Source organism: candidate division TA06 bacterium (assembly GCA_016208585.1).
Classification (GTDB): domain Bacteria; phylum Edwardsbacteria; class AC1; order AC1; family EtOH8; genus UBA5202.
In genome coordinates this window covers 1-12,019 of the sequence record JACQXR010000045.1, presented here as the reverse complement: position 1 = coordinate 12,019, position 12,019 = coordinate 1, and the positions used below count along the sequence as shown (strand labels likewise).

The 12,019-nt window shown below is 49.2% G+C and carries 12 protein-coding genes and 2 pseudogenes; 12 read left to right on the top strand and 2 right to left on the bottom strand.

Translation table 11 applies throughout. The features are described from left to right. Positions 1-296: 296 nt before the first annotated feature. From HY768_03880 to HY768_03835, 10 genes and pseudogenes are all read left to right on the top strand, one after another. Positions 297-1,367, top strand: a complete 1,071-nt coding sequence (locus tag HY768_03880; GenBank protein MBI4726355.1) for a hypothetical protein — start codon at positions 297-299, stop codon at positions 1,365-1,367. Between the two features lie 475 nt (positions 1,368-1,842). Further along, complete coding sequence (locus HY768_03875) at positions 1,843-2,400, top strand: hypothetical protein (GenBank protein ID MBI4726354.1); 558 nt, start codon at positions 1,843-1,845, stop codon at positions 2,398-2,400. Then, the gene (locus HY768_03870; GenBank protein ID MBI4726353.1) at positions 2,397-2,576 is read left to right on the top strand and encodes a hypothetical protein; all 180 of its coding nucleotides are present in this window, start codon (positions 2,397-2,399) and stop codon (positions 2,574-2,576) included. Before HY768_03875 ends, HY768_03870 begins: the two co-directional genes overlap by 4 nt. Continuing rightward, entirely contained in the window at positions 2,569-3,417 is an 849-nt protein-coding gene (locus tag HY768_03865; GenBank protein MBI4726352.1) for an HNH endonuclease, read from the top strand. The genes HY768_03870 and HY768_03865 overlap by 8 nt, the downstream gene beginning before the upstream one ends. Then, the gene (locus tag HY768_03860; protein MBI4726351.1) at positions 3,414-4,160 is read left to right on the top strand and encodes a site-specific DNA-methyltransferase; all 747 of its coding nucleotides are present in this window, start codon (positions 3,414-3,416) and stop codon (positions 4,158-4,160) included. The genes HY768_03865 and HY768_03860 overlap by 4 nt, the downstream gene beginning before the upstream one ends. Before the next feature lie 294 nt (positions 4,161-4,454). Then, positions 4,455-4,679, top strand: coding sequence for a type II toxin-antitoxin system HicB family antitoxin (locus tag HY768_03855; GenBank protein MBI4726350.1), 225 nt, complete (start codon positions 4,455-4,457; stop codon positions 4,677-4,679). Beyond that, positions 4,679-4,918 carry a type II toxin-antitoxin system HicA family toxin gene (locus tag HY768_03850; GenBank protein MBI4726349.1) on the top strand — a complete coding sequence of 80 codons (240 nt, stop codon included), beginning with the start codon at positions 4,679-4,681 and terminating at the stop codon, positions 4,916-4,918. The genes HY768_03855 and HY768_03850 overlap by 1 nt, the downstream gene beginning before the upstream one ends. Positions 4,919-5,139: 221 nt before the next feature. After that, on the top strand, positions 5,140-6,498 hold the full coding sequence (gdhA, locus tag HY768_03845) for an NADP-specific glutamate dehydrogenase (GenBank protein ID MBI4726348.1): 1,359 nt from the start codon (positions 5,140-5,142) through the stop codon (positions 6,496-6,498). Between the two features lie 440 nt (positions 6,499-6,938). After that, complete coding sequence (speD, locus tag HY768_03840; protein ID MBI4726347.1) at positions 6,939-7,799, top strand: adenosylmethionine decarboxylase; 861 nt, start codon at positions 6,939-6,941, stop codon at positions 7,797-7,799. A gap of 62 nt (positions 7,800-7,861) precedes the next feature. Beyond that, positions 7,862-8,029: pseudogene (locus HY768_03835) on the top strand (hypothetical protein). 349 nt (positions 8,030-8,378) lie between these two features. Here the strand turns inward: HY768_03835 and HY768_03830 are convergent. Beyond that, the gene (locus HY768_03830; GenBank protein MBI4726346.1) at positions 8,379-8,972 is read right to left on the bottom strand and encodes a hypothetical protein; all 594 of its coding nucleotides are present in this window, start codon (positions 8,970-8,972) and stop codon (positions 8,379-8,381) included. After that, positions 8,959-9,573: a hypothetical protein gene (locus tag HY768_03825; protein ID MBI4726345.1), complete on the bottom strand. Its 615-nt coding sequence runs from the start codon at positions 9,571-9,573 to the stop codon at positions 8,959-8,961. The genes HY768_03830 and HY768_03825 overlap by 14 nt, the downstream gene beginning before the upstream one ends. Positions 9,574-9,794: 221 nt before the next feature. Here HY768_03825 and HY768_03820 point away from each other — a divergent pair. Together HY768_03820 and HY768_03815 are read left to right on the top strand one after the other, a co-directional pair. Beyond that, positions 9,795-10,961, top strand: a pseudogene (locus HY768_03820) (integrase). Positions 10,962-11,127: 166 nt separating this feature from the next. Next, on the top strand, positions 11,128-12,019 hold an 892-nt coding region (locus HY768_03815; protein MBI4726344.1), incomplete at its 3' end, for a TGS domain-containing protein.

Here is a 12,019-nt window from a genome sequence, read left to right as displayed (position 1 = left end):
CAACGATGCCGTTGGCTCCTTCCCAATTTCTGGCATCTTGGCTAACGCCCGGATTTGTTTGGGCGGATAATCGCTCCGCCCTGCGTCAGCAACACCATATCTCGACAAGCTCGATAACCGTCGGCTAACAATCAGATTTGCGGCTGCTCGGTGCTGCGCACCTCACGATTACTTGCACCTTCGCCGCCCAAACCCTTGCTCATGCTTCCGCCCCGCCGTTGGCGGGGCTCCGCCTTCGCTTCGGGCTATCGCAAATCCGGGCGTTAGCCGTAATAGTTAAATTAAGGTGAATCACAATGGACATCAAAGATCACATAGCTGAAATTCAAAAATCGATTCGTGCCGGGGTTTACACTAATGAAGCGTCTATATCACGTGGTGTTGTAATGAGAATCTTCCAGGCCCTAAATTGGCCAATATTTGATACGAGTATCGTTCACCCCGAATTTCCTTTAGAATCTCTATTTGTAGATTACGCTTTGTGCCACCCACCAAATAAACCAGCCATTATCGTTGAAGTAAAAGATATAGGTAAGCTTGAGGGTGCTGATACAAAGTTATTTGAATATGCTTTTCACGCTGGTGCAACAATGGCTATACTAACCGATGGCCAAGAATGGCATTTTTATTTACCTTCCGCAAGAGGCAGTATTCAAGAAAGGAGATTTTATAAGTTAGATTTACTTGAACGAAATATTGATGAAATTATATCTCGTTTTACACGTTATCTTGGTTTTGACCAAGTTTGTTCTGGTAAAGCAGAAAAAGAAGCAAGAACAGATTATGATAGTCAATCAATTCTTCGAGATATTGAATCTAACTTGCCAGTTGCTTGGCACAAGATACTTGAAGAGCAAGACAGTATACTTATTGATTTGATTTCAGAAAAAGTTGCCGATCTATGCGGCTATAAACCAGATCCTGACACAGTATCATTATTTCTACAAAAACAACTTCGTCCCATCATTGTTGAACCCGCAGCACCTACATCTAGTATCCAAAAACAAAGCCCACGCAATGAATATATTTCACAAATAGGTTTCATTCTGAAAGGCAAACAATATAGAGCAAGAAGCGCAAAAGAGGTTTTAGTAGAGGTAATGAAAATGCTATCTAAAAATGACCCGAATTTTCTTAATCGCTTTGCATCACGTAAACACGGAAGAAGTAGGCGTTATATTGCGCAATCCAAGAATGAACTATATCCTGGACGTCATGATTTAGCTGATCTTTCAGAAGAAATATCCCCTGGTTGGTGGGTTGGCACAAATTATAGTAAGAATAATATAAAAATAATCCTTGAGCTTGCTTGTGAAGTCGGAGGGATCACGTTTAACTCGGATTTAATTGTCAATTTAGGGGACTAATTTAACTACTACGGTTAACAAACACCTTTGCGGCGGCGGCTTAACAAGATTTCATTAAGGTGGCCGCCGCTTAAACGGGCTATGTCATGGTTCTTGCTGCCCCTCGACTGGTTCGGCTTTGCTCACCACAAGTCCGCTCGGGGTTCACGCAAGAAGCCATGCCATATACCCCGCCTTCGCTACGCTACGGACGGGGCAAGCGCCCGCTTCGCAAAGCCGCAAACGTTAGCCAAGATGTCGCTGACGCAGCCCTGGTAGGCTAACAATCAGATTTGCTGCCGCTCGGTGCTGCGCACCTCACGATTACTTGCACCTTCGCCGCCCAAACCCTGGCTCATGCTTCCGCCCCGCCGTTGGCGGGGCTCCGCCTTCGCTTCGGGCTATCGCAAATCCGGGCGTTATACGGTAATAACTTTTACATTGAATAAATAACCGTATAGTAGTAAAATCGATATAAATCCACAACGAGGAAACGATGTCGCAATTTAACCTTTGGAACAACGAAACTGAACTTCAGTTTTTCAGCGATGCTCTAAAATCCTTTGCAACACCAGAGCAATTGTTTTACCGGATATCTGACGGCTATTTCGCTTACATACCGAAAGGTCATGACGCAGAAGGTCAAACAATGCAGAGCAGAAATGCCTTGATCGGACAATTCACTGAGAAATGGTGCAGGGATTTGCTTTCACCGATTGCAAGGCAATTGGGTTTATTTGCCATAAACGGGGTTGAATGCGAAGAATTAGGCTTGACCAAACAATCAAGGGCAGATTTGGCTTTTTGCACAAACGAAAGTAACGACCAAGATGCAGGAAACATCAGAATCATTTTTGAAATCAAAATGAGTGTCATATCTAACTACTCGTATAATAAGCGCAATAAAGAAGTGGCTTTCATGGGCGATTATAAAACTCATAAAGGCAACCCAGCTTTGCTTCGTTCGGATTCAATGCTAAAAGCAATTGGAAAATCCATCAATATCAGGGTTTCAGGGCTGGCTAAAATTGAGGGAGAAAGGAAAATATCATGAGGCAATATACTATAAGGCTTTTTTATAGTGGTTTCAACACTTTTGACATAACGGCTGAGAACGAAAATGAAGCCATAGAAAAAGCACGTAACATGTATCTTAATAAAAATGAATTACTTTCGACTTTAGAACCATGGTCCGAAGCTGATGAAGTGGAGACAACGAAAAATGATTAAAGCACATAGCGAAACAGGGTATAGTTATTCAACCATAAAACTTACTCAAAGCAGGATTGATAAAGGTTTGTTGGCAATTCCTAAAGCTTTGACCAATTGGTTCCCAAAAGAAAATACGAAAATACAAGTATTTATAGATGACAATATAAAGCCGGAAAGGAAAAATTATACTTCCTATCGCAGCAAAAGTCATGAATGCAGAATCGGTGGATTGGCGGAATGGTACAATAAGAATGGTTTTATAGAAGGTGACGAAATCGTAGTCCAATTAGTGGATAAAAACAATTTCATTTATCGCCTTATTCCTGAGTCCAAATACATTGTCATAGCAAAAGAATTACAAAACAAATTTGACGTCGCAAAAGATGAAAATGAAGCTAAAGAAAGGCTTATTAATATTGTGCAATGGAATGATGTTAACGAGGAGGTGGTAAAATATAACGAGTTTAAAAGGCTGTTGTATAGCATTGAGGAAGAACTAAGGAAGACAGTCACTAGAAAAGAGTTTGAGGTCAGTGAAAAAGCACCATCCAATATCAAATTGTTGTTGGGCAAAATTTATTTTGGTCATTGCCAAGTATGCGATTTTTGTTTTTTAAAAAAGGACTTAACACCATATTATGAAATACATCACATCAATAGGCAATGGGGCGACCAAATCAATAACCTTCTTTTAGTATGTGGTAATTGCCACAATCAATTCACTTATGCAAACGTCGAAGAAGAATTTAAAGATAAATGGTTGTCACATGTTCGGTTCAATGGTAAACTATATGAAATAAATCAAATAGTATTTTCTCATAAATTTGATGAGCCTACAAAAAATGTATTCGTTAGTTGATCACTTCACCGCCCTATAACGCCTCGAAGGAATATGACCAGGACTTAACCCTCAAGGAGTATTTAGAACTTTTAAAAAATGTATTTACCGATACATTCAGGGTATTGGTGAATGGCGGGCGGACTTGCGTCAACGTTGCCAATCTTGGGCGAAAGCCATATATACCTTTATCCGATTATGTTTCTAAAATGATGATTGACATCGGCTATAACATGCGCGGCGAAATAATATGGAATAAAGGTTCCAGCGCCAGCCCTTCAACCGCTTGGGGCAGCTGGCAATCAGCGGCTAATCCAATATTACGTGATGTTCATGAATACATTTTAATTTTCTCCAAAGGCTCATATAGCCGTGAAAAAGGACAAAAAGAAAACACTATATCAAAAGAGCAATTCATGGAGTGGACTTTCTCTGTTTGGAATATGAAAGCCGTCTCTGCGCGTAGCATCGGCCACCCGGCACCGTTTCCTGAAGAACTGCCGTATCGTTTAATTCAAATGTATTCTTTCAAAGACGACATTATTCTTGATCCTTTTATGGGCAGCGGTCAAACTGCTATTGCAGCGTTGAAAAGTGAAAGGAAATATGTTGGTTATGATACAAACAAGGAATACATTGAATTGGCTGAAAAGCGGATATCTTCTTTTATTAACCAGACTATGATGGATTTTAACAAAAAGGTTAAATTGCTCAAGAAGGATACTGCAAAAGATACTACCGCCCGGATTTGTTTGGGCGAGTAATCGCTCCGCCCTGCGTCAGCAACACCATATCTCGACAAGCTCGATAACCGTCGGCTAACAATCAGATTTGCCGCCGCTCGGTGCTGCCCGCCTACGCTGAAGCTTCGGCGGACAAGCCCGCCTGCGCTGAAGCTTCGGCGGACAAGCGCACCGTTCGGCTGAGCTCACGCTTGCGCCCCGCCGTTGGCGGGGCTACAGCGCGCAGGCACGCCGAAGCCTCACGATTACTTGCACCTTCGCCGCCCAAACGTGGTATAATAGGAACCATCAAGCAAAACACAGGAGGTTGTGATGATAAAGCAATTCAAGATTATCGTGGAGAAGCATCCTGACGGCTATGTCGCCTACCCTCTTGGACTAAGAGGGGTCGTCGTAGGTGAAGGAGATACTTACGAGGAAGCATTGGCAGACGCGAAATCAGCAATCCAGTTTCATATTGAGACTTTTGGGCAGGAAGTTATCGAAGTTGAGCCATCCATTCTTGAAGCATTTATTGCCGAAGCAGGAGTTGCGGTCTAATGCCCAAGTTTCCAGTGGATGCTCCCAAAGAAAAAAGCATCAAGGCATTTGAACTTCTTGGTTTCCGTCAGGTGCGAATACGTGAACACATCGCAATGGAACGAGAAAATCCAGATGGAACGCGAACACCTGTGACGATGCCGAATCACCGAAGAATAAGAGGTTCGACGTTACGCACAATACTCACTCAGGCACACATCCCAAGAGATGAATTTCTGAAAGCATACGAACAAATGTAAAAGGCGAACGCCGCCAAACACTCGCCGCCCGAACATTGCGCGCGCACACGTTCGACGGCACTTTGCCAAGTTGTGTGGTCATTGGACATTGGCTGGCTAGCGGACGAGCGCGCAACGTCGGGCGGTTATGGCGTTAAACCAAATAAAAACATTGACAACCTAAAAAACGGCATTTTATAACAATTTCACCACTATTAATTAACTATTAAAAGGAGAGATTCATGTCCCACATCACCGACGTGATCGCCAAGGTCAAGGGAAAAAATCCGGGAGAGCCGGAGTTCCACCAAGCGGTAGAAGAGGTCATGAAGACCTTGGAGCCCACCGTGGCCAAGCACCCCGAGTTCGTCAAATGGAAGATTTACGAACGGATCTGCGAGCCGGACCGGGTAGTCATGTTCCGGGTGCCCTGGGTGGACGACAAGGGCGAGGTCCAGATCAACAAGGGATTCCGGGTCCAGTTCAACAACGCCATCGGTCCCTACAAGGGCGGCCTGCGCTTCCATCCCTCGGTTAACCTGGGCATCATCAAGTTTTTGGGTTTCGAGCAGATCTTCAAGAACAGCCTGACCACCCTGGCCATGGGCGGCGGCAAGGGCGGCTCGGATTTTGACCCCAAGGGCAAGAGCGACCTGGAAGTGATGAAGTTCACCCAGTCCTTCATGCGCGAACTGTTCCGTCACATCGGAGCCGACGTCGACGTGCCGGCCGGGGACATCGGGGTGGGCGGCCGGGAGATCGGCTTCATGTACGGCTATTATAAAAAGATCCGCAACGAGTTCACCGGCGTGCTGACCGGCCGGGCCCTGGAATACGGCGGATCGCTGATCCGGCCCGAGGCCACCGGCTACGGCGCGGTCTATTTCGGGGCCGAGATGCTGGCCACCCAGAAGAAGGATTACAAAGGCCTGCGCTGCCTGGTCTCCGGCAAGGGCAACGTTACCCAGTACACCATCGAGAAGATCACCCAGCTGGGCGGAAAAGCCATGTCCATCTCCGACTCCGGCGGAACCATCATCGACGAGGAAGGCATTGACGCCGAGAAGCTGAAATACGTGATGGAGATCGAAAACGTGCGCCGGGGCCGGGCCAAGGAATACGTCGAGAAATACAAGAGCGCCAAGTACTACGAAGGCAAAAGCGTTTGGGACGTGGTCAAAGACGGCGGCCTGAAGTTCGACTGCGCCTTCCCCTCGGCCACCCAGAACGAGATCAACGAGCAGCACGCCGCGGCCATGGTTAAAAACGGGTGCTTCCTGGTCTCCGAAGGCGCCAACATGCCATCCAATCTGGCGGCCATCAAAATCTACCAAGAAAACAACGTGCTGTACGGGCCGGCCAAGGCGGCCAACGCCGGCGGCGTGGCCACCTCGGGGCTGGAGATGTCGCAGCAGAGTTCGCGCTGGTACTGGGACCGCAACGAAGTCGACCAGAAACTGCAGCGGATCATGAAGGCCATCCACCAACAGTGCCTGGACGCTTCCGAGAAGTACGCCACCAAGGGCGACTACCTGGCCGGAGCCAATATCGCCGGGTTCGTTAAAGTGGCCAAGGCCATGGTGGCCCAGGGCGTAGTGTAGACCCCTCCACTTCGACGGCAAATCAAATGGGCTGCCTCAGTGCCAGCCTAAATCCCTCCCACAACTACGCTTCGGCTTCGTTGCGCAAACCCGGCGGGAGAGGGGCAAATATAAGAGCCCCGATCAGCATAGGATACAAGAAATAAGCAATGAACAACAAACAATCAGCAATGAACGTTTAGATTATTTTGTGATTATGGATTGCTGAGTGAAGACCTCCTTTTCGTTAACAGCCGCTTCCGGAATCCTCCTTCGTCTGCTTTCCGCCTTCGTTCAAACTACGGCGGACAAGTTTGCAGACTATGGCGGACAAGTTTGCAGACTATGGCGGACAAGTTTCCGGGGCGGCTTTTTTGCGTTTTTTGCTTGATTTTTGCCGCTATTTTAGTGTATCTTTAATAAATCGATTTTACCGCTCCCAAAAACATAAAAGGTGGAAGATGAGATACAAATCCCAGCAGATCTCCCACATCAAAAACACCCGGACCGATGTCAAACCGCTGAAAAGCTTAAAGCTTTACGGGTTCAACAACCTGACCAAAACCCTGAGTTTCAACATGTACGACATCTGCTACGCCAAGAGCCAGAAGCACCGGGAAGAATACATCAAGTACATCGACGAAGAATACAACGCGGCCCGGTTGACCAACATCCTGACCGAGGTGGCCAGCATCATCGGGGCCAAGGTGCTGAACATCGCCCAGCAGGACTACGACCCCCAGGGGGCCAGCGTCACCATGCTGATCTCGGAGCAACACCTCCAGCCGGAGCATTTTGATTTCCCCAACGGCGTCGCCGAGAATTTAGAGCACCAGGACGTGGTGGGGCACTTGGACAAAAGCCACATCACGGTTCACACCTATCCCGAAAGCCACCCCGACAACGGCATCAGCACCTTCAGGGCCGACATTGACATCTCCACCTGCGGGGTGATCTCGCCGCTGCGGGCCCTGAATTACCTGATCAACAGTTTTTATTCGGACATCGCCATCATGGATTACCGGGTGCGGGGCTTTACCCGGGACGTCTCCGGCAAGAAATACTACATTGACCACAAGATCAACTCCATCCAGAACTACCTCTCCAAGGAGCTTTTAAAAGATTACCAGATGGTGGACGTCAACGTTTACCAGGAGAACATCTTTCACACCAAGATGGTGCTCAAGGATTTCGACATCGACGAGTACCTGTTCGGGGCCGGCCACAAGAAGATGCTGGCCTGGGACAAGTTCAAGATCAAAAAGCGTCTGCAAAAAGAGATGTACGAAATATTCTCGGGAGAAAACACCCCAAGGTTTTAGCATTCTGAAAAATCCCGGATCGTAAGGAAGCGTCAATAAATAAAGGTATCAAGTGACTCGTGTTGGCGGAACTGCTCAAGGAAAAGAACGCGCCGGACATCAAGGTCTTCGGGAGCGGGGCGATCCCGGCCGACGACATCCCGGGCCTCAAGGCTGCAGGCATCAAGGAGATATTCACCCCAAGCCCTCAGGGCCATGAGTCCCGAACAGAGGCTGGGCAAAGCCTTTGAACTGTCGGAGTTTTCCCGCCAGCTGTTTCAAAACGGCCTGAGGCGGCGGTTCCCCGGCCTGTCCGAGCCGGAGCTGCACCGGTTAATGCTTAAAAGGCTGGAGAAATGTCACAACAGGAATTATTAAGAAAAGCCGCTGGGATCCCCTGGAAAATGCGGGGATACCCTATAGGCTTACCGGTTCCACGGCCTCCAGTATGCAGGGTGAGCCCCGGGCCACCCAGGACATAGATATGGTAATCGGGGTTAATAAAAAAAGCCGCCCCGCACTCCTCCCTTCGTCTGTCTCGTGGCAGACTGTGGCGGATAAATTTGCGGGGCGGTTTTTTTCGTCGGGAAATGATCGGATTTAAAAACCGAACATCACTATGCCTTTGGGAATGATACCCAGGCCTTTGGAATCCTCGGACAGCAGATTGTACCCAAAATCCAATCCTAGTCCCATGGCGGTATTCCCGGTGATATAATAATTGATCCCCATCCCCCCGCCCATGAAGGTTCCCAAATGCGCCTGAAAATACGGGCGCAGGGGCTGGTAATACCGGTAATGCACGAACTCCTCGCCTTCGGTGTCATATTCATAGCGGGTGTTTTTAGTGGACACCTCCTTGAGTATCTCCATCCGCAGGGTCAGGCCGGCGTTGAGGGCGGATTCCGAAGTGGTGTCGGAGTATGTGGTCCCCAAAAAACGATACTTGTTTACATATTCATAAGGGTACATGCCAAAATGGGGGATCAGCGAAATCTTCTCGTTGAACTTGAATATCAATCCGGTATTGAACTGAAGACCGTTGCCGTTGATAAATTTGAAACCCGGCTCCAGGTCCAGCCCGAACCTGAAGCTCCTGCCGGGCAGTTTTCTTGGTCCGGCAAAGGCCGTTGTGGCCAGAGCCAGTACGGCGATTAGAACCAAAGCTAATTTAAAATATTTACTGCCAAACATATATTTTCTCCTCGCTTAAGGCGTTGGTGAATGCCTGGCTGATGCCTCCCAGCGCTTCGGCCAGATCCGAGCCGGACTGGCTGGCGGTGCAGATCATTACCACGCTGGCAGATTTCACGTCCACCACCCGGGCCGAGATTCCCACTGCGGTCTTCCATCCGCCGCCCCTGGAGAGCATTCCCCCCTTGGCCAATTCAAAATCGTATTGGATCACCGAGCCGTAAACTATGTAATCCACCCCCAGGTATTTGCCCATCTCGGAGATCTTCTTGGGATCGTCCGAAGAAATAGTGATGGACTGAGACAGGGCCACTTCCTTGAAGATGTCCTTGACCTTGTCCCGCTCCAGCACCTGGTATCCCTTGAACAGCATCTCGATGGTCAGGATGTCGGCGATGGCGTTGCCGTCGGTGGAGACCCTTTCGGACATTGTCTTTCCCGAGCTGGCGCTGTTGAAGGGCAGGACGGCAAACTTGGCGGTCTTCAGATCTATCGGGCCTTTTTTGTAGATATTGCCCTTTACCCTGGCGGAAGCGCAGCCCCCGGCCGCCAGCGCCCCAAGCAACAGTAAAGCAGTCCTAAGCAAAATTCTTTGCTTCATTCCCGGTCCTCCTTTAAATTAAAATTTAGACTATGTGTGATTATAGCTAAATACCGGAGAGTTGTCAAGCAATATATTGTTCATCCATAGTTTGAGCTCTTTATTGGCGCTACCGAAGCGCCAACCGCCGTGCCAAGTCCATAGACTGAACAGGTCGCCCTTACCACTATGGTTTATTTTTTACTGCAGCCCTAAACTTTTAATTTAGCATATTTGGCCGGATAAGTCAAGAGCATAGTTTGAGCATAGTTTGAGCTCTTTATTGGCGCTACCGAAGCGCCAACCGCCGTGCCAAGTCCATCATCCTGGATGAGTTCTGCCTTACCTGCGGCTATCACCGCAAACATTCCATCCGGTTACTAAAACGGTTTCGGCCATTCCTTACACCCCACCCTCGAAAACGAGGGAGAAAGCCACGCTATGATTATCAAGCCATTTTACCGCCGTTGAAGCGTATTTGGCTGGCTGCCAACCAACCCTGTGGCAAACGGCTAAAAGCCCTGTTATCATTGGGGCTGCCAGGATATGACCAGGTATATGATCCTTTACCAAAAGAAACAACGGTTCAATTGCTCCGGCTTTCCGCCGCCACTATTGACCGTCTCCTCCGACCCACCTACCTCAAACAAGGCCGCCGCGGTCGGGCCACCACCAAGCCCGGCACCCTGCTCAAAACTCACATCTCGGTCAAGCTCGATCAATGGAACGAAGCAAAGCCTGGATTTTTAGAGGCCGATACCGTCGCTCACTGCGGCGATTCCGCCTTGGGAACATTCGTCTTTACCATCGATACAGTTGATATCGCCACCGGTTGGACCGAGCAGCGCGCCGTTTGGGGAAAAGGCGAAACCGGCGTTTTAGCCCAGATTCAGAACATCGAGCAAGCCCTGCCCTTCCCGCTCCTCGGCTTTGACTCCGACAACGGTTCCGAGTTCCTCAACTACCATCTCTTAAAATATCTGCGGCATCGCGCCAACCCCGTCCAGTTTACCAGAAGCCGCCCATACCACAAGAATGATAACGCCCACATTGAACAAAAGAACTGGACCCATGTCCGGGAATGGATAGGCTATTACCGCTTTGACCACCCCGACTTCGTCCCGCTACTCAATGACCTCTAGACCACCGAATGGCGATACTTTAACAACTTCTTCTGCCCCTCGGCTAAACTCATCGAAAAGTCGCCAGACACTTCCGCCAAGCCCCGCAAACGCTACGATGCGCCCAAGACACCACTCCAACGACTCCTGCTGTCACCGGATATTCCCGACAGCATAAAGCATTCCCTGCAATCCCTGGCTGTATCTTTCAACCCCTTCCTGCTCCGCAGAACCATCGAACTAAAGCTCAAGCGTATCTTCGATCTCTATAGTAAAATCAATGCTTGAGCTTATGTCCGGTAACATTCTTACCTGAGGCATTGCGGGAGTTTTGTCGCCCGAATTTTCTTGATTTTTTTAACGTTTAATGATAACATAATAATTTGGTTATCTAAGTTCCTAATTGATAAACGGCTTAATCAGATAAAATCCTAAACTATCAAGGGAAATCAGCATGATAAAAATCACCCTGCCGGACGGCAAGATCAAAGAGTTTGAACCCGGCGTCTCAGCTCTGGAGGTCGTAAAATCCATAGGGCCGGGGCTGGCCAAGGCCGCCCTGGCGGCCACTATCGACGGAAAGCCGGTGGATCTGTCCCTGAAAATCAATCGGGACGCCAAATTCTCGGCCTTAACCTTCGACTCAGAACAGGGCAAGGAGGTGCTGCGCCATTCGGCCAGCCACTTAATGGCCCAGGCCGTCACCGATCTGTTTCCGGATACCAAGGCGGCCATCGGCCCGGCCATTGAGGACGGGTATTACTACGACTTCGACCGGAAGGAGCCTTTCTCCTCCACCGACCTGGCCGCCATCGAGAAAAAGATGTCAGAACTGGCGGCTAAGGACATCCCCATCGTCCGCCAGGAGATGCCTCGGGAACAGGCCCTGGAGCATTTTCGGAAACTGGACGAGGCCTACAAGGTCGAACTGATTGAAGGTCTGCCGGCGGGCGAGGGCATCTCGTTCTATAAGCAGGGGGAATTCATCGACCTGTGCCGGGGGCCGCACCTGTCCTCCACGGGGCGGCTCAAACATTTCAAATTGCTTTCGGTGGCCGGGGCCTACTGGCGGGGCGACGAGCGCAACAAAATGTTGCAGAGGATCTACGGCACCGTCTTCGACAAGAAGGAACAGTTGGACGAGCACCTGAAAAAGTTGGAGGAAATCAAGAAGCGCGACCACCGGAAGCTGGGCAGGGAACTGGATCTGTTCTCGCTGCATGAGGAGGCCGGCCCCGGCCTGGTGTACTGGCATCCCAAGGGCGGCCGGATGCGAGGGCTGATCGAGGACCATTGGCGCAAGCGGCATTACGTCGCCGGCTACGATATCGTCTACACCCCGCACG